Source organism: Microbacterium sp. LS_15 (assembly GCF_041954735.1).
Lineage (GTDB): Bacteria > Actinomycetota > Actinomycetes > Actinomycetales > Microbacteriaceae > Microbacterium.
On the sequence record NZ_JAVAYD010000012.1, the window covers coordinates 38,205 to 62,872 of the forward strand.

Below are 24,668 nucleotides of genomic sequence, written 5' to 3' on the forward strand. Positions count from 1 at the left end.
TCTGACTAGGCTGGCCCCGTGACGATCTCGGGGGAGCAGACGCGGGTCGGCGCCGTGCTGTCACGGTGGGGCCGCGCGCTGCGCGAGGTTCCCCGATGGGTGTGGGTGGTCGCGGCATCCGTCCTCCTCGTCGTCGTGATCGTGATCGTGACCGGAGGTCTGGCGCGCTCGACGACCGAGGCCGCCGAGGTCGGGGCTGGCGACGAGGTGCGCACCTCGACCTATGCGATCACCGTGCTCGACGTCGCGTTCGCCGACGCCGTCGAGTCCGAGTACCTCGAGGCGGAGCCCGGCGAGAAGCTGCTCGTCCTGACGGCGCGCATGGAGAACCTCGCCGACGCGCCGATCGGCGTCGGCACGACGGCCGACCTGCTCAAGGCGAATCTCGTGAACACCGCCGAGCCGCTGCTCGACCTGCACGGCGCAGACGCCACCGGCAGCGCGACGGTCTGGCGGGCCGACGGCTCCGCCGGCCAGGTCGTCCTGCAGCCCGGCGTCCCCGACGAGGTCACGATCGCCTGGCCGGTGCCCGCCGACGCCTTCGCCGACGGCGCCGTCGCCCTCGACGTGCATGAGGCCGAGGTCAGCCGCGGCACCGTCATCCTCTCGTCGCGCGTCGTGACGTGGCGACCCGACGGTCTCGTCGCCCGCGTGGTCGCCACCGCATCGGAGGACCGATGAGAAACCGCGCCCTCCCCTGGATCATCGGCGCCTGCCTCGTGGTCGGGGCCGGGGCGCTCGTCGCGCTCACACCCGACGACGACGCGCTCGTCGCCCCGATCGAGCGGCGCGGGGCGATGGACGAGACCGTATCGTCGCGGGCGCTCGTCGCCACGGCGGTCGGGGCGCGCTTCGCGCAGACGGTCGAGACCGACGACGGCTGGAGCGCCGAGGGGAACTGGCTCGTCGTGACCGTGACCGTCTCGGCGCCCGAGACCGAGATCGATGCGTCGATCCGACTCGCGACCCTCGCGATCGGCGACCGCGTGTTCCAGGCGAGCGAGCGCCCGACGGCGTCGCTGGTCGGCACGCCGCTGCGCGTCGGCATCGACACCATCGGGATGCTGGCGTTCGAGCTCCCCGCCGACGTCGACTCCGGCACCGCCGAGCTGCGACTGACCCCCGACTACTACACCGCCGAGCTCGACGACCTCGTCGTGATCGCGCTCCCCCTCGACGGCATCGCCCGCGAGGACACCGTCGAGATCACCCGCTCCGGTCTGGTGACGCCGTGATCCGGCTCCGTCGGCAGCGCGTCGCGCTCCTCGCGCTCGCCGTCGCGATCGTGGCCGTCGTGGGCGCCTACGTCTGGCTCGACGTGCTCCCCGCCATCCGCCCGGAGAGCCGCGTCGTGGAGGCGGGATCCAGCGCTGACGTGGCGGGTCAGACGCTGTCGCTGTCCGGGGCGGAATGGGGCGAGTTCGAGGCGCCGGAAGGCACGCGGTCGCTGAGCGTGCGGTTGACGTCGAGCGGCGGGCCGGAGGCCGGCTCCTGCACGATCAGCGTGACCGAGCCCGCGACCTCGCGCACCTGGCTGAGCTCGCGGGACGGACTCGACGTGCCCTACGACGAGGACGAGAGGTCATGCACCATCGAGGGGTCGTCGTACCGCATCCTCGCGGTGTTCCTGCTGCCGGACGACGCCGAGGGGCCGCTCCTCCTCGACGTCGAGGGCGGCGACCACGTGACCGCCCGGTTCCTCGTCGAACCCTGACGGGCGCGTGTCGAGTCCCGCCTGCGGGCGGCCGATGACCTCGTCGTAGGCGGTCGCGACGATCGCGACGCGGAGCGGTTCAGCGAAGGCCGCGACGGCGAGCGTCGCGAGCGGGAACGCCCCCGCCCAGAACGACGCCTCGTGGCCGCCGATGAGCTGCAGCAGACCGCGTGTGCCCGACTGCTCCGCCAGAGCCCACAGCGCGTAGGCGAGCACGTATGCGCCGAACAGCAGCGGTCCACCGCGCCAGATCACGGCCACCGCCGCCCAGAGTCCCTCGAGCCGCATCACCAGCGTGCGGGCGATGCTCATCGCGGTGCCGCGCGCAGCACCCGAGCCCCAGCGCGAGAACCCGGGGGTCGAGTCGAACGTCGTGCCGAACACGACACCGGCGACCGTCAGCCACGCCGCGGGCACGATCACGGCGGCGATCACGATGCCCACGATCCAGGTCGCGGCCTCCCACACCGCCGCGACCGGCGCGAGGTTCACGGCGAACCAGTCGCCGAACACCTGCAGGCGGCTCACGACCTCGCGCTCGCCGACCCAGGCGAGCACGCCGCTCCACCACCGCGCCACGAGCGTGAAGAGCATGAAGGTCCACAGCACCTCGGCGTACACCGCGAGCACCACGACCCCGCGCGGCAGTCGGTCGGCGAACCGCAGGTAGACGATGCGGGCGGCGAGCGCGATCACGAGCACCGCCACGGGCAGCACGCCGACCCCGATGAGGCCGCCGCGGTCGCCCACCTGATCGAGCTGGTACCCGGAGTCGGCGAGCGCGATCGCACTGGCGATGCGGAAGAACTCGATCTGGTCCGCGTCGAGCATTCCCCACGCCGTGTAGAACGCGAAGAACGGCAGGATCGCGGCGAGGGTGGCCGAGGCGAACTCGCGGGCGCCGCCGGCATCCTCCCGCCTGCTGTGCGGCAGCGAAGGACGAACCGTCAGGTACATCGCCACGTACGAGACGAGGCGGGCGGCGACCGCGAGCGGAAGCAGCAGCAGACCGCCGAGGGTCGTGAGGCCGCCGACGACGCCCGCGAGCTCGATGAGCACGCGGTGCACGGCCTCGCCCCCGAGATACCAAGCCATGAGAGCGGGCCAGTGCCCGGCGAGGATGCGTCCGAACGTCCGCAGGGCCTGTCGCATGTGCCTACCGTAGCGGGGATGCGGCGCTAGCCTCGCCGACAGCGCCCGTCAACAGCATTGCGACCGCGAGAGAGACGGAGCGATCCTGCCGCCATGAGAACGACACGAATCTGCGCGGCTGCGGCGGCGCTGCTCCTCGCCGGCGGGCTCTCCGGGTGCGGACTCACCATCCCCATCGACCCCGATGGGACCCTCGAGAGCGTGCGCGGTGCGGAGCTGCGAGTCGGCTTCTCCGCCGACCCCGGACTGATCGCCGACGACGGCGGAGGCGGACCCGACGGCAGTCTGCCCGAGCTCGTGACCGGCTTCGCCGACACGGTCGACGCCGATGTCGACTGGACGGAGGGATCGGAGGAGACACTGGTCGGGATGCTGGAGCGCGGCGACCTGGACCTCGTCGTCGGGGGGATGACCGACCGGAGCCCCTGGCTCGACAGAGCGGGTATGACGCGCGGATACCCGGAGATCGAGGGCGCGCACGGGCGACCGATCGTGATGCTCGTGCCGCTCGGCGAGAACGGGTTCCTCACCGCACTCGAGACCTACCTCGACGAGGAGGTCGGATCGTGAGCGCCGTCGACCGCATCGGACGCACCGAGCTGCCGGAGGAGCAGCAGAAGGCGCTGCGCAGCGCGATCAGATGGGAGTGGTTCACGATCGCGTACACCTCGGTGACGATCGCGGTGATCGCGCTGGTCGTGAGCGGCTCGCAGGCCATGCGCACGGCCTGGATCGAGGACATGCTGTCGCTCATCCCCCAGTTCGCGTTCCTCATCGCGCTGCTCTTCGTGCGGAGGCGTCCGACCGTGAAGCACCCGTACGGACTGCACCGGGCGATGGGCGTCGGGCACCTCGTCGCCGGAGTCGCGCTGCTCTCCGTCGGCGCGAACCTCGCGATCGAGGCCGTCACCGGGCTGATCGCCGCCGAACATCCCACGATCGGCACCGTGAACCTCTGGGGTCACACCGTCTGGCTCGGCTGGTTCATGGTCGCCGTCATGGCCGTGATCATCGTCGGCCCCGTGTTCTTCTACGGCCCGGCCAAGGCGCGACTCGCTCCCGTACTGCACAACAAGCTGCTGTACGCCGACGCCGACATGGCCAAGGCCGACTGGCAGACGACCGTCGCGTCGATCGTCGGCGTGCTGGGAGTCGGTGCGGGCCTCTGGTGGCTCGACGGCGCCGCCGCCCTCTTCATCTCGCTCGGCATCGTGTGGGACGGGGTGAAGAACACCAAGACCGCCATCATCGACCTCATGGACCAGCGTGCCCGCACGTTCGACAGCGAGCATCCGCATCCGCTGGCCGGCGACATCCTCTCGACCATGCGCTCGCAGCCGTGGGTCAAGGAGGCGTCGGTGCGGATGCGGGATCAGGGACAGGTCTTCCACATCGAGGCGTTCGTCGTGCCGCGGCGCTCGCGGGTCACTGTCGAGCAGACGGCCGACCTCGCCGCCCGCATCACCGACCTCGACTGGAAGGTGCAGGAGGTCGTGATCGCTCCGGTGACGGAACTGCCGGAGGGGACGGACGTGTCGGGGAGGGACTGAGCCCGATCACCGGCCCCTGGCCCGAGCGGAAAGGCGCCCGCCGCACGAGGAAAAGGGGGAATCCGTGCGGCGGGCGTCGGGACCGGTCGCCGCGGGGGTGGCGACCGGCGCTGGGGCGTCCGGTCGGGGTGCCGATCAGACGCCGGTCTCGTCGGCGCTGTCCTCGGAACTTCCGTCCGCGGCTCCCGTGGCCTCGGGATCGCCCGTGACAGGGTCGTCGGACAGCTGCTCCGGGGTGAGCTCGTGCGGCACCATCGGTGTCTCGTCGTGCGACGAGTTCTCGGCATCCGAGGTGGAGGTCGGGTCGGACATGGTGTCTCCGTTCGTCGAGTGGTTCACCCGTCTCGTGAGGGGTGGCGTCCAGCATCCGTGCTCGCCCGCGATCGCGCCCTCCCCTTGACAGCCTGCGGGAGAGCGTGCGGAACCGCGAGGGCGGGTCAGTGGAACGGGCAGCGACTGCCGGATGCCGTCGCCGACCGCACCAGTGCGCCGGACCGCGGCTTGGTGGGAAGACGGCGTCGGTTCACGTCGAGGCCGGCGCCGAGGATGAGCAGGCGCGGATCGCTGAGCGTCGCGATCGCGGCGGCGAGCCCCGAGATCGCGAGCTTCTCGCCGGGGCAGCGGTGGCCGGTCGGCACGTCGGCGCCGCCGTGCGGGACGAACGCCGCGAGCGACTCGTAGTCGTCGCCCACGTCGCGGAAGCGCTCCGGGTCGAAGCGGTCGGAGCGCGCCCAGAACCGGTCGTCCGTGTTGGTTCCGAGAAGGTCGAGCACGACCCGTCCGCCGGCGTCGACGTGCTGGCCATCGATGTCGATGTCGGCGATCGCCCAGCCGGGGAGCATGGGCACGAACGGCGCCGTGCGACGGATCTCCTGCGCGAACATGATCGACAGCGGACCGCCGACCAGCGCTCCGCGCTCGGCCGTCTCGGCCGCGATGCGGTCGCGCCACTCGGGGCGATCGTGCAGTTCCTTCGCGGCGAACGCGACGAACCGCGCGACCGCGATCATCGGACGGATGCTGTTCTGCAGCTCGACACCGGCCACGCGCGCCGGCAGCAGGTCGCCACCGCGGTCGCGGTGGTGCGCCCACTCGTACAGGGCGGTCCCCGACTCCGCACGCAGGGCGCCCGCGCGCACGGCCTCGATGAGACGCGCGGCATGGCGGTCGGACCACCAGCGGTTCGCGATCGCCGCGAGATACACCGGCGAGTACGGCGACCCGAAGCCGTCGACGATCTGCGCGAGACGTGCCGCCCATCGGGTCTTCGCCGCTCCGGAGCCCGGAAGTCCTGCCCACCGCATGATTGCACGCCCGAAGGCGCCGACCGCCGCGTCGTACGCGCTGCGCGTGCCGCCGTCGAGCCACGCCCGGCGCTCCGCATCCCATTCCCGTTCGAGGAGAGGTGCGAGGCGGGCCACCTGCTCGTCCTCGTACGCGACGTCGACGAACGTCGCCTTACGATGCCGGTGGTCGTCACCGTCGAGGCTGTGCACGGAACCGTGGCCGAAGAGCGACTCCTGCACCACCGCGGGCATCGCGCCGTGACGAGCGATGCGATCGCCGTCGTAGAACAGCTCGACGCCCTCGACGCCTCGCACGAACACCGCGTCGTCGCCGAGCAGACGCATCGGTGCCGACCGCGCCCCCGGTCGTACACGGCGCCAGATGCGCGATCCGAAGCCGTAACCGTGGGTGAGGAGGGCGGGAGCGTCGTCACGGGCGAGTTCGCCGACGCGGCGGACGGCCCGCACGGGGAGATCGATGAGTGCCATGCACCGACCCTCCCAGAGCGGTCGGGAGGGTTCCAGGGGGAGGCGCGGGCGGCGGTGTTGTGGTACTAGTCGGGTGCTCTGCGGGTGCTGTTCCGATCGGGAACTGCGCTGTCGCGTCTGGCAGCCGTGCTGTGCCGTCCTGCGCCGTTCTGTCGCTGAGCCGTGCTGTGCCGTTCGGGTGCTGTGCTGTGCTGTGCTGTGCTGTGCTGTGCTGTCTGGGGCGTCGCGCGGCGCCCGTCAACCCCCTTGGATGCGGTGCCCGTCTGCGCGGACCATGCACGAGACCGACGAGAGGTGGACGACATGGCGAAGAACGTACGCACCCTGGACTGCCGCCCAGAGGACGTGTTCGGAGTGCTCGGCGACGGCTGGCTCTACCCCGGATGGGTGGTCGGCGCATCCCGCATGCGCGACGTCGACGAGACCTGGCCACAGCCGGGTGCCGAGCTGCACCACTCCGTGGGCGTCTGGCCCGCCCTGCTCGACGACACGACAGTCGTGGAGGAATGGGATCCGCCGCGGAAGATGGTCATGCGCGCCAAGGGGTGGCCCATCGGCGAGGCACGCGTCACGATCCGCGTGCGGACGTACGACGGCGGATGCATGGCGCGCATCGACGAGGAACCGGTGAACGGTCCGGCGACGCTGCTGCCCGGATTCCTCACCACTCCCCTGCTGCGGTGGCGCAACTCGGAGACCCTGCACCGGCTCGCCTACCTCGCTGAGGGGCGGGCGCGCTGAGAGGTGGCGTGCTGACTCGGTCCGGCGATATGCCGGATCGCGGATCGCGAGTACCGGAATACAGCTCTGACCTGGCGTAAATCCGCGGGATCGAGCGGTGCGAATGTCGGAAGCCCGGTGTTGACTGAGGGCATGTCATCCCGGTCCCGCACCCTCCTCGACCAGGTCATCTCCGACCTCGATCAGGTGCTGGCCGACGACGCACTGGCCGGCTTGACTGAGCCTGAGCGCAGAGAGGTGCTGGCCGTGGCGGGCGCCGCGTTCCGGCGCATCGAAGCGGTGATCGTCGAGACCGTCGCGACGGGTGATGTCGAATTCCCGCATTCCGCGGGGTGCCGCAGCGAGAACGAGCTGCTGCGGCGAGCGCTCCTCGTCGACACGACCGACGCCACGCATCTCGGCAAGGTCGCCGACCTGGTGCGCCGACAGACCAACCTCCTGTCCGGCGAGCGTCTGCCTGCCCGCTGGCCCGCGATGCGGACCGCGCTGCTCGACGGTGTGGTCGGCATCGCGGGCGTGCTCGCCGCGACGGCGCCGATGGAGCAGGTGCGCGATCGGATCGGTCTCGACGAGCGCCTCCGCGCCGACGAGCTTCTCGCCGATGCGGCCAGGGGCGCACGTGACGATGCGCACGCGGGGCGCGCAGATGCGGGTGGTTCGGATGGCGCGCGGGCAGCCACCGACGCGGGGCGGAGCTCCGAGCGCGGGCCGGCTCCGATGCCGGAGGACCTGCGACTGCTCGCCGAGGCTCTGGCCGCCATCTTCGATCCCGACGGCGCGGAACCCGCAGACGAAGCCGCGAGACGGCGGGGCATCACGGTCGGACGGCTGCGCAACGGGCTCCGGACCATCTCGGGCGCGCTGACGCCCGACGTCGCCGCGCAGTTGGAGCTGATCTTCGACGCTCAGAACAACCCCAAGGGCGACGGGCCGCCTCGACTCGGTGTGCGGTTCTCTCCGACCGAGGCCGGCGGCTCGGGCGCGGACGGCTCGGACGTCGGCGGTCCGGATGCCGGCGGCTCGGGTGGCAGCGGCGCGGACGTCGGCGGCTCGGGTGTCGGCGGCAGCGATGTCGGTGAGCTCGATCCCTTCAACTCCGACCCTCGGGCGGTGATCGATGACCGCACGGCGATGCAGAAGCGTCACGACGCTCTCGCCGCAGCGCTGGGGATCGCCGCTCGCCACCGTGACATGCCCAGCCTGGGCGGCGCGGCTCCCACCTCGTCGTCACCGTCGACGCGACGGATCTCGCAACAGGGCGCGGCAGGGCGAGCGCACCGGGCGCAGAGAGTCAGCTGCCCGTCGGGGTCGCCGCACACGTCGGGTGCTCGGGCACGATCCAGCGCGTCACCATGGACGCGGGCCGGATCGTCGGGATCGACAGCACGGACCGCGTGTTCACTGTGCACCAACGACGAGCGATCGTCGCACGCGACAAGGAATGCCTGATCCCCGGATGCCATGTCCCGGCGTCCTGGTGCGAGATCCACCACGTCACCGAACATGCCAGAGGCGGACCCACCCACACCGACAACGGTGTCCCCCTCTGCTGGTGGCACCACCGGTCACTCGACCACTCCGGGTGGGAGATCCGCATGAAGGAGGGCATACCGGAAGTGCGGGGGCCCGCCTGGTGGGACCCTGCGCGTCTTTGGCGCGCTCCGCGGCTCAGCCTTCCCGCACGCGGGTCGACGCGACCGGACAGCAGTCCGATGCGATCTGGCAGACGCCCTGCAGCACCCGCCCGCGCGGGATGACGGACTCCCGGATGAAGAACGCAGGTGCCACGTGCACAGCTGTTGCTCCGGTTCCTCGCCTATCCTGGATCCGTGTTGTGAGCGTCGGTGCACCTGCACCGCGCGGCGATCGGGACGACCCGGCCGTCATCTCGATCGGGGACGGCCCCACTCGAAGGAGCGCGACCATGTCGCTCACCCCGCACACATCCCTCCGCAGCCTCATCGGGCGCAGCGACGTCGCACGCATCGTGCTCGGCTGGGGCTCGTTCGCCGCGGTGCTCATCGCGCACCCGCTGTTCACCACACCCGCACCGGCCGCCGTGCTCGTCGTCGGACTCGTCGCGATCGTCGCCGTCATCCTCGTCTGCGCGTTCGGCGTCGTGAAGCAGGCCGAAGCACTCGCCCACCGCCTCGGCGACCCCTACGGGTCTCTCGTCCTCACGCTGTCGATCGTGCTGATCGAGGTCATCCTCATCTCGGCCGTCATGCTCGGGCCCGGCGAGCATCAGACGATCGCCCGCGACTCCGTCATGGCGGTCGCGATGATCATCATGAACCTCGTCATCGGCCTCGCGCTGCTGGTCGGCGGCATCCGCCACCGCGGGCTGCAGCACAACCGTACGGGAACCTCCGCCTATCTCGCGATGCTCGTGCTGCTCGTCACACTCGCGTTCGGCCTGCCCGCGCTCATCGGCGTCGACGGCTCGTACACGGTAGCGCACGAGATTCCCGTCGTCGTGCTGACCCTCGGCGTGTACGCGTTCTTCCTCGTGCGCCAGATGGGCGCCCAGGCCGCCGACTTCACCGAGGTGGGTACTGTCGAGGCCGGCGCCGTCGAGCCAGGCACAGTAACGCCCGGCACTCTCACGCCCGGCGCGGTCGCGGCCGGCGCACGCTCATGCACGAGCATCCTCGCGACTCTGCGCGCGCATCGTCTCGAGGTCGCCGTGCGTCTCGCCCTGCTCGTCGTCACCGTGCTCCCGATCGTGCTCCTGTCGCACGACATGGCCGCGCTGCTCGACGACGGCCTCGCTCGTCTGGGAGCCCCGCCGGCCCTCGCCGGGGTGCTCATCGCCGCGATCGTGTTCCTGCCCGAGTCGATCACCGCGATCCGCGCCGCGCTCGCCGGCGAGGCCCAGCGCGTCACCAACCTCTGTCACGGCGCACTCGTCTCGACGGTCGGACTCACGATCCCGGCGGTGCTCGTCATCGGGATGCTGACGGGCCAGACCGTCGTGCTCGCCGAGTCTCCCGCGAATCTGCTCATGCTCGGCGCGACGCTGCTGCTGTCGGTCACCACGTTCTCCGCGAAGCGCGTCACCGCGACTCACGGCGCCACCCACCTCGTGCTGTTCGCCGCCTACCTGATCGTGCTCTTCCACTGAAATCGGCTTCTGCTCTCGCCTCGCAGCGACGACGGGAGCAGGATGGGATCGCGGCACCAATCCGACTGCACCGCCGCACCGAACAACCCGGGGACTGCCGCGCGAACGGCCGGCCGGAAAGGGCACCATGGGACTGGCAACGATGCTCAAGCGCTGGGAACTCGACACGAGGCCCATCCACCCTGAGACCAAGCGCGCCCTCGCGCTGCGCTGGGCGGAACTGCCCGAGCACGCGAAGACGCCAAACCAGCTGCTCGGGCGGTGCGCAGTCGGATGCGAGGGCACCCACGGCGTCTTCCCCAAATGCAACCTCACCTGCTCGCCCTGCTACCACTCCGCAGACGCGAACAAGGTCAGGATCGACGGAGACCACACCGTCGACAACGTCGCATCGCAGATGTCCTATCTCCGACAGGTCCGCGGTCCGCGCGCCCACGCCCAGTTGATCGGCGGCGAGGTCAGCCTTCTCCCCGCCGAAGACCACGCACAGGCGCTCCTCGCGATGCGCGACGCCGGACGCGAGCCGATGTCGATGACCCACGGCGACTTCGAGTACGACTACCTGCTCGACCTCGTGCTCGACGGGGAGGGCACGCCTCGCTTCGACAAGGTCTCGTTCGCCGCCCATTTCGACTCGCTCATGCGCGGACGCCGCGGCGCGGTGCGTCCGCGGAGCGAAGCCGAACTGAATCCCTTCCGTGAGAAGTTCGCGCAGATGTTCATCGACCTCAAGCGCGATCACGGCGTCGACAGCTACCTCGCGCACAACATGACGGTGACGCCGTCGAACGTCGACGAGGTGGAGCAGGTCACGCGAGACGTGCTCGACATGCCGTTCGACATGATGTCCTTCCAGCCTGCCGCGTTCATCGGCGACGACCGGCGGTGGCGGGAGGACTTCGGCGAGGTCACGATCGACGCGGTCTGGGAGCGCATCGAACGCGGCGCCGGACAGAAGCTGCCGTGGCAGGCGACCCAGTTCGGCGACCCCCGATGCAACCGCTCGACGGTCGGAGTGCGCGTCGGTGGCAGCTTCGCGCCGCTGCTCGACCCCGACGACCCGAAGGACATCGCCGCGCGAGACCGTTTCCTCGCCCACTTCGGCGGCATGATCTTCGGCGGCATCCCGAAGTCGACGCTCGTCGTCAAGGTCATCAGAGCCATCGCATCGCACCCGGGCGACATCCCGCCGCTGATCGGCCTCGGCCGCCGCGTGGTCCGCCGCGCCGGCGGACTCCGACGTCTCATCCGCGAGGCGCGCAAGGGCGCCGTGTCGTTCAAGACCTTCGTGATCCACAACTTCATGGATGCCGAGCAGGTCGCGCCGGCCTGGGAGATGATGCAGAACGGCGTGGTCGCCGACGACCCGCTCCTCAAGGAGACGCAGGAGCGCCTGGGCGCGTGCATGTACGCCATGTCCCACCCCGAGGACGGACGCCTTGTTCCCGCCTGCGTGCAGCACTCCGTCCTCGACCCGATCGAGAACATCGAACTGCGCCGCCTGCTCCCCCTGCCGTCACTGCGCGACGGCGCCGAACCGCAGGTCGTGTCGCGGCCCGCAGGACTCACCGCGGTGAGGACGACCGGCGCCGCGCAGCCCGCGGCGAGCTGACGGACAGCGCAGCCCCACTGCGCGCACACCCACCGCGCGGCCACCGCGCGCCCCACCGCGCGCGGCCTTACTCGGCGACGACGTGGACCGCCCCCACCGGGATCACGACCGACACCCGCTCGCCGATGCGACGCGACCGTGTCGGTGCATCCTCCGCATGCAGCAGCACGCCTCCGCACCGCACCACCACCTCGGATCGAGGTCCCGTGACGCGCACGTCCTCGATCACACCGCCGAACACCAGGGCCTCGGCGTCGACGGTTCCCGCCGCACGGCCGGGCTCGTCGTCCTGCACGGTCACGTCCTCCTGTCGCACCACGATCACACCGGTCCCGTCGACAGCGCCGGGCACCGGCACGGCCCCGAGGGCACTCTGATGGATGCCGTCGCGCACCGCCCCTCGCACGGCGTTGCGACCGCCCATCAGCACGGATGCGCGGAGGCTCTGCGGCCGACGGTACGCGTCGTGGACGTCGCTCTCGTGCAGGAGCACTCCGTGCTCGATGAGGGCGATGCGATCCGAGGCTCGCGCCGCTTCGTCGCGGTCATGGGTGACGAGCACGATCGTCGGCGCGACCTGCGACCGGACAGCATCCAGCAGGTCGTGCATGTCGCTGCGCAGCGCCGGATCGAGTGCGCTGAACGGCTCGTCGAGCAGGAGCACCGCAGGTTCCGCGGCGAGCGCTCTCGCGATCGCCACGCGCTGCTCCTGGCCGCCCGACAGCTCGTCGACGCCCCGGTCTCCGAATCCGCCGAGTCGCACCATCCCGAGGTACTCCTCCGCCCGATCCCGGGCCTGTGTCCGACCCATGCCCCGGATCCTGTCGGAGAAGGCGACGTTGTCCCGCACAGACAGGTGCGGGAACAGCAGCGACCGCTGGAAGACCATGCCGACGCCGCGCCGCTCGGCATCCACCTCGTCCATCTCCCGCCCGCCGATGCGCACGTGCCCGGCATCCGCGCGCTCGAGACCCGCGATCACGCGCAGCAGAGTGCTCTTGCCGGAGCCGCTCGGACCGAGGACGGCGGTGCACGTCCCCGCGGCGACGTGCAGGGAGAAGTCGCGCAGGGCCGGGGTCGGCGATCCGGCGAAGTGCTTGTCGAGTCGGACGACCTCGAGATCGGCGCTCATGACGGGGTTCCTGACTGTGGGAGGACGGCCGACACGTCTGCCGGAGAGGAATCGGATGCCGCGCGACGGTCGGATGCCGCCCCGCGGTCGGATGCCGCACCCCCGCGCGAGGCGCCCGCGCGAGGCGAGCGGCGTCCGCCGAATGCCAGCACCGCGAGCAGCAGCGCGATCGGAGGGATGACCGAGGCGAGCGACATGACGGCGACGGCCGCGTCGTTCCCCAACCCCGACGTCGCTCCCGCGACGACGAGCGGCAGACTGACGAGCGCGCCTCCTCCGACGATGACGGTCACGATGTAGTCGCTCCAGGCCACCAGGAAGGCGAGGAAGGCGGCGCGCGCGAGCGCCGGAGCCAGCATGGGCAGCTGCACGCGGCGCAGCACCTGTAGGCGCGACGCCCCGAGCAGACGCGCCTCCTCCTCGTACGACCGGTTGTACGCACCGTAGGCCGCGCGCATCACGAACGCCGTGTACGGCAGCGCGAACACGACCAGCACCAGCACCACGCCGACGAGGGGCGGAACGTGGGCACGCAGCAGCACGACGTTCACGCCGAGCACGGCGGCGAACGGCGGAAGGGCGATCGGGGCCAGCAGGAGCGCGGACACCGCGCGGGGGAACGGGACGGCGCCGAACGTCAGAGCGCGCGCGGCCAGCGCACCCAGCGGGGTCGCTATCGCCGCCACCACGAGGCCGAGCAGTACCGAGCGTCCGAAGGCGGGCAGGATGCCGAAGCCGATCGCATCCGCGACGCCCTGCCCGCCCCACGCGGTGGGGAGCGGGGACGGGAAGGACCACGCGTCGGCGAATGCCCACAGGGCCAGCGGAAGGAGCGGGATCGCGAACCACAGCACCAGCGCGGCTGTGGCGACCAGCCGGACCGCCCGACTGACGGTGCGTGGAGCCGCGAGCACCGGAGAGGTCACCCCGTCACCTCCACACCGCTGTGCGCCGCAGGGCTGCGAAGGCGAGCCCGACGACGGCGAGAGCGATCGCGCTGGTCACGAGGGCGACGGCCGCTGCCTCGGGACGCGAGTCCAGCGCCACGCCCTGGAACAGTCGCACCGCGAGGACCGGAAGCGGCTCGGGATACGAACGTCCGAGCAGCCACGACACCTCGTACGACCCCAGCGCGTACACGAAGCTGATGGTCGCGCAGATGACGATCGTCGGCGCCGTCAGGGGCAGCAGCACATGGCGGAACCGCTTCCATCGCCCGGCCCCGAGCAGAGCGGCCGTCTCGTCGTAGGTCGCGATGCGCGTCGCGAGCGTCCCCGTGACGACGAGCGCGACGAAAGCGGACTCCTTCCACGCGAACTCCACGATCACCGCCCCCCACAGCGGCCCGCCGACCCACGCCGGCCACGCGTCCGGCGCGATCCCGAGCAGTCGGGGCAGCACCCCCGCATCCGACAGCAGCAGCCCCACCGTGGCGGCGCCGATCAGATGCGGCACGGTGATCGCCGTCGCCCCGAGCCCCGCGAGCACGCGGCTGCCCGTCTTGCCTGCGGCGATCACCACGGCTGCCGCGGTGCCGACGACGACGGCGATGACGGTCGCACTCGCGGCGATCGCGAGCGACACCGTGACCGCTGCGAAGAGGTCGTCCGAGTGCGCCGTGAACGCCCCCAGTCCCGGCGTGACAGGGCCCGCCACGGGCATGAGCCCGAGGGCCTGCAGCGCGGTCGCGCCCAGTCCGCCGCCCGCCACGACGGCCGCGACGACGACGGCGGGCAGCACGAGGAGCGCACTGCGCATCCGCTCGCCGCGCGTCCCGCCTCGTCGCGTGACCGGTGCGAAGCTCATCGAGCGAGGACGCTCTTCCGCCAGCCCTCGTCGAGCGCCGGCACCCACTCCGCCGCGAGCTCGCCGTGCGCGTTCTCGGACAGCACCTCGTAACCGGGCACGACCGGCGACTCGGGCAGGGCGTCGAACAGCGCACGGTCGTCGTCCCCGAGGGCGTCGATGTCCAGCACGGTGAACTGGCCCCAGACGTCCGGCTTGGCCTTCTCGACCTGCTGCTCGACCGAGAGCGCGACATCGGCGACGACCATCGCCCCGGCGATCGCGTCCGAGTTCGCCGGGAGCCCCAGGAAGCTCGCGTTGCCCACCGTGCCGTCCTCGAGCGGGAGGACGGTGGTCCCCGGCGGGTAGGTCCCGTCGGCGACCAGTCCGGTGAGGGTGGCCGGACCGTAGGTCATCGTCATGTCGATCTGCCGGTCGGCGAACAGCTGACCGAGCTCGGCCTCGTCGGCGGGGTACGTGTCGCCGCCGCGCCACAGACTCGGCGCGAGCTCCGCGAGGCGCTCGTACAGGGCGGGGGCCAGCTCGTCGAAGGCCTCCTCGGAGAACTGCGCGGGAACCTCGTCCGCTCCACCCGAGACGCTCGCGAGGACCTCGCGCAGGAACACCGAACCGGTGAAGTCGGGCGGCGCCGGATAGGTGAACCGGCCGGGATTCGCCTCGGCCCACTCCAGCACGCCCTCGAGGGTCGTCGGCGGGTCCGGGATCGCCTCGGCGTTGTACGCCAGCGTGAACTGCGCCTTGTGCCACGGCGCCTCGCACCCGTCGACGGGGGTGCCGAAGTCCGACTGCAGGAGCGGATCGTCGGGATCGGTCGCGGCCATCGAGGGCAGCAGATCGGTCCAGCCGCAGAGCCACGCGTCGGCTTCCTTGCCGGTGCGGAAGTTGTCGCCGTTGACCCAGATGAGGTCGACCGTGCCGTCGTCCCGACCCGCCTGCATCTCGGTGAACACGCGATTGAGGGCATCGACCGTGTCCGTGACGGGCACCCGCTCCAGCGTCACCCCGTACTCGGCGACCGCCGGAGCGAGCACGTCGTCGACGTAAGCGTTGCCCTGGTCGTCGCCGCCGTACATCCAGAGCTGGACGGTCTGCCCCTTCGCGTCGTCGAGCACGGCATCCCAGTCGTCGTAGGACGTCGAGGTCTCGCCCGTCGAGGGAGCAGCGCACGCGGCGAGCGCCGCGAGCGGCAGGGCGATGCCGGCGAGGGCGGCGACCGCCCGGCGGGAACGACGTCCGGTGCTGGTCATGGGGATCCTCGTTTCGGGATGGGGCCGGGCGAATCGCGCCGGACTAGGCTATAGGAGGTCGGAGGGATGCCGTGGACGCTGACGACATGCATCATCAGGACGCCCCTCGGGGTCGCCGCAGGGCGGCGATCCGTCTCGGTATCCTCCTCCTGTTCGTCGCCGTCGCCGGAACGGTTGGGTTCCTCCTCACGCCGAGCGATGTCGAGGCCGTGCGGGACTGGGCGGAGGGCCTCGGAATCGGCGGCGCGGCACTGTTCATCGCCGGCTATGCGGCGATCACGCTCACCCCGGTGCCGAAGAACATCCTCACGATCGCCGCCGGTGTGGTGTGGGGCTTCTGGCCCGCGCTCGCCATGGTCTACGTGGGCGCTCTCCTCGGCTCGGCCGCCTCGTTCGTGATCGGGAGGGCGCTGGGGCGCGAGGCCGTCGAGAAGCTCACGGGTGCCCGCGTGGCACGCGTGGACGCCGCTCTCGCCGATCGAGGATTCCTCGCGGTGCTGGGTGCCCGACTCGTGCCGATCATCCCGTTCACACTCATCAACTACGGCGCGGGCCTGACGTCCGTGGGTCCGCGCGATTACGCCGCCGGGACGGCCCTGGGCATCATCCCCGGCTCGGCCGCCTACGTGGCGCTCGGCGCTTTCGGCGTGGAGCTCGGACCGGCGTTCTGGGTGGCGGTGGCCGGGCTGGGGGTGCTGGTGCTCGGCGGATTGATCGCCGCCGCTGTCCTGAGACGGCGGCAGGGGGCGCGGGAAGGCAGCGCACCGCAGGAGGACTCCCGTGCTTGACCGTGCCGTCCGCGCTGCCCTGAGCCGCCCTCTCGACGTGATCACCGCGGCGATCGATCGTCGCGGGGTGACGCCGGATCGGATCACCGTGGCGGGTCTCGTGATCGGGGTCGCGTCGGCGGTCGCCGCGGCGCTGCAGCTCTGGTGGCCGGCACTCGTCCTGTGGCTCGTCTCGCGGGTCGCGGACGGCCTCGACGGCACCCTCGCACGCCGTCGACGCGCGGCCGCCGGCCCCGGCGCCGATGAGGGCGGGTCGGACGCGGGCGGCTTCCTCGACATCACCGCCGACTTCGTGGTGTACGGCGCGACCGTACTGGGGGTCGCGATCGGGGCGACGTCGGGGTTCGACGCCCCGTGGTGGCCGTTCCTCGCCGTGCTCTTCGCCTACTACGTCAACGGCACGGCGTTCCTGGCCTTCTCCTCGATCGCGGAGCGCACCGGGCGGACCATCGACGACGGACGCTCGCTGTCGTTCCTCGGACGGATCGCCGAGGGCACCGAGACGATCGCCGTGCACGCCCTGTGGCTGATCCTCCCGTTCTGGTCGTGGCAGATCGCGATCGGGTGGTGCCTGTTCGTGGCGGTGAGCGCCGTGCAGCGCATCGTCGTCGGATACCGCAGCCTGCGCTGACCGGGGCGGCTGTCGGCCGCGCGGGCCGCGCACGCCGCGCCCGCGTCAGTCGCGCCGGCGGCGGATGACGCGCAGCAGCCGGATCGCGAGGCCCACCGCGCCGCCGGACAGCGCGCGCCGGGTGTCGGCGACCACCGCGCTCCACCCCGCGTCGGAGTACGTGGGGTAGGCGTGGATCGTCCCGGCGAGGGCTCCCGCCGTCAGGCCGAGTCTCGTCGCCACGGTGAGTTCCGCGAGGGTCTCCCCCGCCCGCGGCCCGACGACCACGGCGCCCCGGACGCGGGATCTGCGGTCGAGCACGACGGCCGTGTACCCCTCAGTCCTGCCGTCGGCGATCGCCCGGTCGACCTCGCGGTTCGGCTGCACGACGACCCGAAGGCCGCGGTCCGCGGCATCCGCGGGCGCGACGCCGACGGCGGCGACCTCGGGGGCAGTGAAGGTGACGCGCGGGACGGCGTCGGACTCGATCGCGCGTCGCAGTCCGAGCACCGCGTTCGTCGCCGCGACGCTGGCGTACATGCCGGCCGTGTGGGTGAAGCGGGGCAGCGGAGTGGTGTCGCCGGCCGCCCGGATCCGAGGGTTCGAGGTGCGCATCGTGCGGTCGACGACGATCGCACCGCTGTCGTCCAGGCGCACTCCGGCCGCGTCCAGACCGAGACCGGACGTGTCGACGCGACGGCCGAGCGCGGCGAGCACCCGATCGAACCGCACCTCGGCGCCGTCGCTCAGCCGCGCGAGACCGCCGGCGGTCGGCCCCGTCGAGCCCTCCTCGCCCGCCCATTCCGTGACCGAGACGCCCAAACGCACGTCGACCCCGTCGGCCCTGAGCGCGTCGAGGACGATGGCCGATGCGCGCGGCTCTTCCTTCTCCAGAAGCCGTTCGCCGCGGTGCACCACGGTCACGGTGCTCCCGAGCCTGGCCATCGCCTGCGCGATCTCGCATCCGACGGCGCCCCCTCCGTTCACGAGCAGCCGCGCGGGCTGCTCGTCGAGGTCCCAGAAGGTCTCGTTCGTCAGCACGTCCACACCCCCCACGCCCGGGGCGTCGGGGAGACGCGGCGAGCTTCCGGTCGCGACGAGGGCGTCGCGGAAGCGGATCGCCCGCCCGTCGACCACCACCGTCCGGGGGGCCGCGAACGTCGCGCGCCCCTGCACGGAGAACACGCCCTCACCCGCCAGCGCTTCGGGACTGTCCACGGGCGCGATCGCGGCGATCGCGCGACGCACGTGCGCCATGACCGCGGGGAAATCGACCCGCACCGTCGCGGAGACGCCGAGCTCGCCTCCCTCCCGTGCCGAATGCGCGGCACTGGCCGCCGCGATCAGCGCTTTCGACGGGACGCATCCCGTGTGCAGGCATTCACCGCCGAAACGGTGCGCCTCGACGATGAGCACTCGGGCACCGAGGTGCGCGGCGGACTTGGCGCCGACGAGGCCGGCACTCCCCGCCCCGATCACGACGAGGTCCCAGACGCGGGTCGCCGCCTGCTCGGCGGTGAGGATCCGGGCCGTTCGTCGCGGGGAGGTGACCATGCCGACAGCCTAGAGTGGACGCGATCGGAGGGCGACGATGGCACGGTTCGCGCGGTACACCGCCGGCGCACGCTGGTACGACCTCCTGTCGGGGGAACGCTGGGTCTACGCGGCAGGGCGCCGCGCGGGGCTCGAGCTGCTCGGCGCGCGTGCCGGCGACATCGTGATCGACCTGGGCTGCGGGACGGGACTCAACTTTCCCGGGCTGGTCTCCGCCGTCGGCGGGGAAGGACTGGTGATCGGCATCGACCGCAGTCCGCAGATGCTCGCGATGGCGGCGAGGCGTGTGGAGGCGCACGGCTGGCACGACCGCGTCCGTCTGCTGCAGAAGGATGCGACGGCACTGCGACGCGAGGACGTCTCCGCGGTGATCACGGCCGCCCGGGGTCCGGGGCAGGGTCTCGCCGACGCGCTCCTGACGACCTACGCGCTCAGTGTCATCCCGGCGCGCACGGAGGCATGGCGCGGCGCGAAGGCCCTGCTCCGCGACGGGGCCCGCGTCGTGATCGTCGACATGCAGCCGCCGCGCGGCCGATGGCGATTCCTGTGGCCCCTCGCACGCCTCGCCTGCGCCGCAGGCGGATCGGACATCACCGCTCGTCCGTGGCGGATGCTGGAGCGCGATGCGGCCGACCCGCCCGGCGTCGACCGTGCGGAGCGCAAGGGCCGGCACATCGTCGCCGTGGGCGGCGTATTCGCCGCCCACGACGATCAGGCGCCGGCGCGCACGGCCTCCAGCGCCGGGTAGTCGGTGTACCCCTCCGCGGTGCGTCCGTAGAAGAGCGCCGGTCGCGGTTCGTTGAGCTCGGCATCCTGCTTCCACCGCTCGACGAGGTCGGGGTTCGCGATCACCGGACGTCCAGCGGCGACGGCATCCGCCCACCCGCCGGCGATGAGACCCTCGGCCTCCTCGCGGGTCGTGGGCACGGCGAAGCCGGAGTTGACGATCAGCGGAGCGCCGAGCGCCCGGCGGATCCGCTGCACGAGCTCGCTCGTCGGCGCGGCGCTGAGCACGTCGACGAAGGCGATCCCCTGCGGCGCGAGGCCCTCGGCGAGCGCGAGGTACGTGGCGAGGACGTCGTCGTCGTCCTCCTCCAGCACGCCCTGGATGTTGTGCTGCGGCGACAGGCGGATGCCGGTGCGGTCGGCGCCGACCGCGTCGGCGACGGCCCGCGTGACCTCGATCGCGAAGCGCGCCCTGTTCTCCGGCGACCCTCCGTACCGATCCTCGCGCACGTTCGACACCGGCGACAGGAACTCGTGCACGAGGTAGCCGTTGGCTCCGTGCACCTCGACGCCGTCGAGCCCCGCCTCGATCGCGTTGCGCGCCGCCTGCGCGAACTGCTCGACCACCTCGGGGATCTCATCGAGCGTGAGCGCATGCGCGACGGGCATCGCCGCCTTGCCGACGGGCGTGTGCGTCTCACCGGGCGCGGCGATCGCGCTCGGGCCGACGACCCTCGGCTCACCGGAGATCTCGGGATGGCCGACGCGTCCGCCGTGCATGAGCTGCATCACGATGGTGCCGCCCTCGGCGTGCACGGCATCGGCGATGCGGCGCCATCCGTCGATCTGCGCGGGCGTGACGATGCCCGGCTGGCCCTGATACGACTTGCCCTCCGCGACCGGCCAGGTGCCCTCGGTGATGATGAGGCCCTGCCCTGAGCGCTGACGGTAGTACTCCGCCATCGTCTCGGTCGGAATGCCCTCGTCGTCGGCGCGGGTGCGCGTGAGGGGCGCCATGACGACGCGGCTGGACAGCGGGAGGGCGCCGAAGACGGCAGGCTCGAAAAGGCTCACGGTGAGGGACAAGCCCGCCGTCGCGCGACGTATTCCCGTCAGGAGCCCTCGGGCGAGCCGCCGAGATCGCCGAGCAGGGCGACGAAGCGGTCCAGGTCCTCCGACGACCAGCCGCGCAGACGCTCGCTCAGACGGGCCTCGTAGCGGGAGCGGGCGAGGGCGACGCGCTCCTGCGCGAGCGGCGTCGCGACGAGCACACGCGCTCGTCGATCGTCGGGGTCCGCGACGCTCTCGACGAGTCCCAGCTGCTCGAGCTGCCGCACGTGCCTGCTGACGGCGGACTTGTCGGTCTGCAGACGCTCGATGATCGCACCGGCCGACGTCGCCTTGCCCGAGGCGATCGACGTCAGCACCTGGTAGCCGAGGGGCTGGAGGTCGGGATGCACCGTGATCGCCGCTTCGCGCCAGCTCACCCGGATGCGGGCGAACAGCCGACCCAGCTCGTGCTCGACGCGATGCACCGCATCCTCGAGGGCGGCGGTCTCGCCGGCGGAGGCGGGGGTCTCGTCGGCGGGTTCGTCGGCGGCGCTCATGCCCGCCAGCTTACGGCGGATACCCGCGCACTCACGGCCGACGACGGCGCACGCCGCGCCGTCGTCATCCCGCGTCAGACCTCGGACAGCAGCCGGAAGACCTTGGATGCCGCGCGGATCTCGTCCGCCGTCAGCTCGGCCATGACCGCGTCGAGACGCCGACTGTGGTCGCGGCGCAGCTCGGCGAGCGCAGCGCTGGCCGTGGGCGTGGCCGTGAGCACGCGCAGCCGGCCGTCGTGCTCGTCGGGGCGGGACTCGATGAGGCCCCGCTCCTCCAGCATCCGCACCTGCCGACTGATGACGGACTTGTCCATCTCGAACCGTTCGGCGAGCTCGTGCGCACTGGCCGAGCCCGCCCGGTCGATGAAGGTGAGCAGCTTGTACCCGCCGACCTGTAGGTCGGGGGCGATGCGCGCCGCCGACTCCCTCCACAGCGTCCGAGTCCTCGCGAAGATGAGGTTCAGATGCGCCTGGAGGTCGCCGACGGCGCTCTCGACGTCCGGAGAGGTCGTCGCATCGGTGGCGGTCATGTCAGCGCCCGCGCTCCCGGCCTTCGCGCTTGTCCTCGCGTTCGAGCACGGTGACCGTGCCGGTCTTCGGCGAACCCGCCTCGACGTCGGCGATGCGGATGGTGCCGGTGGAGGCCGATGAGCCGACCTCGGCCTGCGAGACCTCGATCGCGGAGTCCTCGGCCTGCTCGCGCAGCTGCTCGGCGGCGTTCTTCGTCGACAGCGGCTTGTTCTTGATGAACGCGATCGCGATCACGGCGATGACGGCGAGCGGGATGGCGATGATGAACGAGTCCGCGATGCCGTGGCCGTAGGCGCTCTCGACGATCGAGCGGACCGTCTCGGGCAGCTGACCGACCTTCGGCACGTCACCGGAGCCGAGGTGCTGCAGGGCGTCGACCTCCTCCTGCGAGGAGGGCACGAAACCCTCGAGCCCGTCCTTGACGTAGGTGGCGACGCTCGACGACAGCAGCGACCCCATGATGGTCACGCCGATGGTGCCGGCGATCGTGCGGAAGAAGTTCACGTTCGACGACGCCGCGCCCAGCTGCTGCGGGGCCGTGTCGTTCTGCACGATGAGGGTCAGGTTCTGCATGACCATGCCGAGGCCGGCGCCGAGCACGACCATGTAGGTCGCGACCAGGCCGAAGGGCGTGTCGTAGCGGAGCGTCGCCATGAGGCTGACGCCGATCGTGACGAGCACGGAGCCGGTGATCATCCAGCCCTTCCACTTGCCGAAGCGGCTCACGAGCTGACCGATGACGATCGACGCTCCCATCTGTCCGACGATCATCGGGATGGTCATGAGGCCGGACTCGGTGGGCGTGGCGCCGCGGGCGAGCTGGAAGTACTGGGCGAGGAACACCGAGGTGGCGAACATCGAGACGCCGATCGCGATCGACGCGATGACCGACAGCGTGAACGTGCGGTTGCGGAACAGCGACATCGGGACGATCGGTTCCTTGACGAAGAACTCGACGACGATGAAGGCGGCGATCGCGACGCCCGCGGTCACGGCGAGCATGATGCTCGTCGAGGAGTCCCACTCGAACTGGCTGCCGCCCATGGAGACCCAGATCAGCAGCGTCGAGACGCCGACGGCCAGCAGCACGATGCCGAAGTAGTCGATCGACACCTTCGTGTCGCGCTGCGGCTTCGGCAGGTGCAGCGTGAACTGCAGCAGCACGAGGGCGAGGAGCGCGAAGGGCACGCCGACGAAGAAGTTGGAGCGCCAGCCCCACACGTCGGTGAGGAGTCCGCCGAGCAGTGGGCCGCCGATGGTGCCGAGGGCCATGATGCCGCCGACGACGCCCATGTACTTGCCGCGCTCGCGCGGGGAGATGATCAGCGCGACGGCGATCATGACGAGCGACATCAGCCCGCCGACGCCGATGCCCTGGATCACGCGCACCGCGATGAGCATGTTCGTGTCGGTCGAGAATCCGGCGATGACCGTGCCGACCGTGAAGATGACGAGTGCGAGCTGCACGAGCACCTTGCGGTCGACGAGGTCGGCCAGCTTGCCCCAGATCGGGGTGCTGACGGCGGTCGCGAGAAGGCTCGCGGTGATGACCCAGGTGTACTGGGACTGGGTGCCGCCGAGGTCGGCGATGATGACGGGCATCGAGGTCGAGACGACGGTGCCGGACAGCACGGCGACGAACATGCCGACGACGAGTCCGGAGATCGCGGTGAAGACCTCGCGTGCCGACCGCGTGGTCTCGGATGGGGGTGAGATGGGGGTTGTCACAGTAGAAGAGCTCCTGCGTAGAAAGTTGATAAGAATCAACCATACGCCGTTAGTTGCAAAACTGCAACTATGGACTCAGATCAACCATCTCGGCGAGGTCGGCGCGCTCACGGCGTGGTGATGCGGGCCACCGCGACGGCGACCTCCTGCGGGTCCCGCTGCTCCTCGTCGAGCGCACGATGGATCGACAGACCCCCGATGAGCGCATCGAGCACCCGCGCGGTGTCGGGGTCGAAATGCCGTTCGAGCGCCGCGCGACTGCTCAGCATCCACGCGGTGGTGAGCGCGCGATAGCGGGGCGTGCGCGCCGCGAGCGTGAAGAGCTCGTGCGACAGCACGAGCTCGCGACGGTCGCCGTACACGTCTTCGAGGATGATGTCGACGACCGCGGCGCGGGCGGATTCCAGGTCGGATGCCGCGGCCATCCGCTCCTCGAACCGGGTGCTGATGGTGTGCGAGAAGCGCGTGAACGCCTCGTGCAGCAGCTCGTCGATCCCGTCGAAGTGGTAGGTCATGGAGCCGAGCGGCACACCGGCGGCCTCGGCGATGCGGCGGTGGGAGGCGCCGGCGACGCCCGACTCGGCGATCACGTCGAGGCAGGCGGCGATGATGCGGTCCCGCCGCTCCGGGTCGTTCTTGCGACCGCTGCGGCTCCCGCCCGTCGGCTCAGGCATCGCGCTCGCCGATCGTCCGCACCACACGTGCCGGGCTGCCGACGGCGACGACGTTCGCCGGCATGTCGCGCGTCACGACGGATCCCGCGCCGATCACGCTGTTGTCGCCGATCGTGACGCCGGGGCACACGATCACTCCCCCACCCAGCCAGACGTTGTCGCCGATCGTGATCGGCTCCGCGGCCTCGAGCTTGTCACGCCGCATCTGCGGGTCGATCGGGTGCGTGGGGGTGAGCAGCTGCACGTTCGGACCGATCTGGCAGTCGGCGCCGATCGTGATGCGGGCGACGTCGAGCGCCGTGAGGTTGAAGTTGACGAACGTGCGGGCGCCGATCGAGATGTTCTCGCCGTAGTCGACGTGCAGCGGCGGGCGGATCGCGACGTTCTCGCCGAGATCCCCGATGAGATCGCGGAGCCAGTCGCGGGCGCCCGGGTCTCCCGCGAGCGTCTGCCGCTGATACAGATCGGCGAGCCGAGCGGCGCGGGCGGCGCGCGCGACGAGCTCGGGGTCGTCGCCGAGGTAGAGGTCGCCGGCCAGCATCCGCTCACGGTGGGTGCGCGGGTCGCCCGCGAAGTAGTCCGTCATGGTCCGAGCGT

Annotated in this window: 25 protein-coding genes; 11 read left to right on the forward strand and 14 right to left on the reverse strand. The window is 71.3% G+C overall.

What is annotated here, in order from left to right; translation table 11 throughout:
* Positions 1–18: 18 nt before the first annotated feature.
* Positions 19–681 carry a hypothetical protein gene (locus RAC69_RS13785; protein ID WP_375087308.1) on the forward strand — a complete coding sequence of 221 codons (663 nt, stop codon included), beginning with the start codon at positions 19–21 and terminating at the stop codon, positions 679–681.
* Positions 678–1,235 (forward strand): hypothetical protein, encoded by a 558-nt coding sequence (locus RAC69_RS13790; RefSeq protein ID WP_375087309.1) that lies wholly within the window; start codon positions 678–680, stop codon positions 1,233–1,235. The genes RAC69_RS13785 and RAC69_RS13790 overlap by 4 nt, the downstream gene beginning before the upstream one ends.
* A gap of 347 nt (positions 1,236–1,582) precedes the next feature.
* Here the strand turns inward: RAC69_RS13790 and RAC69_RS13795 are convergent, their stop codons facing one another.
* Positions 1,583–2,866: a hypothetical protein gene (locus RAC69_RS13795; RefSeq protein ID WP_375087310.1), complete on the reverse strand. Its 1,284-nt coding sequence runs from the start codon at positions 2,864–2,866 to the stop codon at positions 1,583–1,585.
* Between the two features lie 93 nt (positions 2,867–2,959).
* Here RAC69_RS13795 and RAC69_RS13800 point away from each other — a divergent pair, with 93 nt between their 5' ends.
* Positions 2,960–3,436 (forward strand): hypothetical protein, encoded by a 477-nt coding sequence (locus RAC69_RS13800; protein ID WP_375087311.1) that lies wholly within the window; start codon positions 2,960–2,962, stop codon positions 3,434–3,436.
* Entirely contained in the window at positions 3,433–4,416 is a 984-nt protein-coding gene (locus RAC69_RS13805; protein WP_375087312.1) for a cation diffusion facilitator family transporter, read from the forward strand. The genes RAC69_RS13800 and RAC69_RS13805 overlap by 4 nt, the downstream gene beginning before the upstream one ends.
* A gap of 135 nt (positions 4,417–4,551) precedes the next feature.
* On the opposite strand, the gene RAC69_RS13810 is transcribed toward RAC69_RS13805, so the two are convergent.
* Together RAC69_RS13810 and RAC69_RS13815 are read right to left on the reverse strand one after the other, a co-directional pair.
* Positions 4,552–4,728 carry a hypothetical protein gene (locus tag RAC69_RS13810; protein WP_375087313.1) on the reverse strand — a complete coding sequence of 59 codons (177 nt, stop codon included), beginning with the start codon at positions 4,726–4,728 and terminating at the stop codon, positions 4,552–4,554.
* A gap of 125 nt (positions 4,729–4,853) precedes the next feature.
* Positions 4,854–6,191 carry a cytochrome P450 gene (locus RAC69_RS13815; RefSeq protein WP_375087314.1) on the reverse strand — a complete coding sequence of 446 codons (1,338 nt, stop codon included), beginning with the start codon at positions 6,189–6,191 and terminating at the stop codon, positions 4,854–4,856.
* Between the two features lie 303 nt (positions 6,192–6,494).
* Here RAC69_RS13815 and RAC69_RS13820 point away from each other — a divergent pair, with 303 nt between their 5' ends.
* The 4 genes from RAC69_RS13820 (at position 6,495) to RAC69_RS13835 (ending at position 11,668) form a co-directional block, all read left to right on the forward strand.
* Positions 6,495–6,932: an SRPBCC family protein gene (locus RAC69_RS13820; RefSeq protein ID WP_375087315.1), complete on the forward strand. Its 438-nt coding sequence runs from the start codon at positions 6,495–6,497 to the stop codon at positions 6,930–6,932.
* Positions 6,933–7,064: 132 nt separating this feature from the next.
* On the forward strand, positions 7,065–8,381 hold the full coding sequence (locus tag RAC69_RS13825; RefSeq protein ID WP_375087316.1) for a hypothetical protein: 1,317 nt from the start codon (positions 7,065–7,067) through the stop codon (positions 8,379–8,381).
* Positions 8,382–8,856: 475 nt separating this feature from the next.
* Entirely contained in the window at positions 8,857–10,056 is a 1,200-nt protein-coding gene (locus RAC69_RS13830; protein ID WP_375087317.1) for a calcium:proton antiporter, read from the forward strand.
* 127 nt (positions 10,057–10,183) lie between these two features.
* A complete protein-coding gene (locus RAC69_RS13835) occupies positions 10,184–11,668 on the forward strand; it encodes a hypothetical protein (RefSeq protein WP_375087318.1) in 1,485 nt (494 codons plus the stop codon).
* Positions 11,669–11,735: 67 nt separating this feature from the next.
* Here RAC69_RS13835 and RAC69_RS13840 read toward each other — a convergent pair whose 3' ends face one another.
* From RAC69_RS13840 to RAC69_RS13855, 4 genes are read right to left on the reverse strand one after another with little or no spacing between them, the layout of a single operon-like run.
* The gene (locus RAC69_RS13840; RefSeq protein ID WP_375087319.1) at positions 11,736–12,800 is read right to left on the reverse strand and encodes an ABC transporter ATP-binding protein; all 1,065 of its coding nucleotides are present in this window, start codon (positions 12,798–12,800) and stop codon (positions 11,736–11,738) included.
* Positions 12,797–13,726: an ABC transporter permease gene (locus tag RAC69_RS13845; protein ID WP_375087320.1), complete on the reverse strand. Its 930-nt coding sequence runs from the start codon at positions 13,724–13,726 to the stop codon at positions 12,797–12,799. Before RAC69_RS13845 ends, RAC69_RS13840 begins: the two co-directional genes overlap by 4 nt.
* Positions 13,727–13,730: 4 nt before the next feature.
* Positions 13,731–14,606 (reverse strand): ABC transporter permease, encoded by an 876-nt coding sequence (locus RAC69_RS13850; protein ID WP_375087321.1) that lies wholly within the window; start codon positions 14,604–14,606, stop codon positions 13,731–13,733.
* The gene (locus tag RAC69_RS13855; RefSeq protein WP_375087322.1) at positions 14,603–15,853 is read right to left on the reverse strand and encodes an ABC transporter substrate-binding protein; all 1,251 of its coding nucleotides are present in this window, start codon (positions 15,851–15,853) and stop codon (positions 14,603–14,605) included. Before RAC69_RS13855 ends, RAC69_RS13850 begins: the two co-directional genes overlap by 4 nt.
* Before the next feature lie 86 nt (positions 15,854–15,939).
* Here RAC69_RS13855 and RAC69_RS13860 point away from each other — a divergent pair, with 86 nt between their 5' ends.
* Together RAC69_RS13860 and RAC69_RS13865 are read left to right on the forward strand one after the other, a co-directional pair.
* A complete protein-coding gene (locus RAC69_RS13860; RefSeq protein ID WP_375087323.1) occupies positions 15,940–16,641 on the forward strand; it encodes a TVP38/TMEM64 family protein in 702 nt (233 codons plus the stop codon).
* Positions 16,634–17,272, forward strand: a complete 639-nt coding sequence (locus RAC69_RS13865; protein ID WP_375087324.1) for a CDP-alcohol phosphatidyltransferase family protein — start codon at positions 16,634–16,636, stop codon at positions 17,270–17,272. The genes RAC69_RS13860 and RAC69_RS13865 overlap by 8 nt, the downstream gene beginning before the upstream one ends.
* Positions 17,273–17,317: 45 nt before the next feature.
* On the opposite strand, the gene RAC69_RS13870 is transcribed toward RAC69_RS13865, so the two are convergent.
* Complete coding sequence (locus RAC69_RS13870; protein WP_375087325.1) at positions 17,318–18,805, reverse strand: dihydrolipoyl dehydrogenase family protein; 1,488 nt, start codon at positions 18,803–18,805, stop codon at positions 17,318–17,320.
* Between the two features lie 37 nt (positions 18,806–18,842).
* Between RAC69_RS13870 and RAC69_RS13875 the strand changes: the two genes are divergently transcribed.
* Positions 18,843–19,553: a class I SAM-dependent methyltransferase gene (locus RAC69_RS13875; RefSeq protein ID WP_375087326.1), complete on the forward strand. Its 711-nt coding sequence runs from the start codon at positions 18,843–18,845 to the stop codon at positions 19,551–19,553.
* On the opposite strand, the gene RAC69_RS13880 is transcribed toward RAC69_RS13875, so the two are convergent.
* The 6 genes from RAC69_RS13880 to RAC69_RS13905 form a co-directional block, all read right to left on the reverse strand.
* Positions 19,517–20,605 carry an alkene reductase gene (locus RAC69_RS13880; protein WP_375087327.1) on the reverse strand — a complete coding sequence of 363 codons (1,089 nt, stop codon included), beginning with the start codon at positions 20,603–20,605 and terminating at the stop codon, positions 19,517–19,519. The genes RAC69_RS13875 and RAC69_RS13880 overlap by 37 nt on opposite strands.
* Before the next feature lie 38 nt (positions 20,606–20,643).
* On the reverse strand, positions 20,644–21,138 hold the full coding sequence (locus tag RAC69_RS13885) for a MarR family winged helix-turn-helix transcriptional regulator (RefSeq protein WP_375087328.1): 495 nt from the start codon (positions 21,136–21,138) through the stop codon (positions 20,644–20,646).
* Positions 21,139–21,212: 74 nt separating this feature from the next.
* A complete protein-coding gene (locus RAC69_RS13890) occupies positions 21,213–21,668 on the reverse strand; it encodes a MarR family transcriptional regulator (RefSeq protein WP_341933499.1) in 456 nt (151 codons plus the stop codon).
* Between the two features lies 1 nt (position 21,669).
* Positions 21,670–23,397: a DHA2 family efflux MFS transporter permease subunit gene (locus RAC69_RS13895; protein ID WP_375087329.1), complete on the reverse strand. Its 1,728-nt coding sequence runs from the start codon at positions 23,395–23,397 to the stop codon at positions 21,670–21,672.
* 107 nt (positions 23,398–23,504) lie between these two features.
* On the reverse strand, positions 23,505–24,071 hold the full coding sequence (locus RAC69_RS13900; protein WP_375087330.1) for a TetR/AcrR family transcriptional regulator: 567 nt from the start codon (positions 24,069–24,071) through the stop codon (positions 23,505–23,507).
* Positions 24,064–24,657: a sugar O-acetyltransferase gene (locus RAC69_RS13905; protein ID WP_375087331.1), complete on the reverse strand. Its 594-nt coding sequence runs from the start codon at positions 24,655–24,657 to the stop codon at positions 24,064–24,066. The genes RAC69_RS13900 and RAC69_RS13905 overlap by 8 nt, the downstream gene beginning before the upstream one ends.
* Positions 24,658–24,668 lie beyond the last annotated feature (11 nt).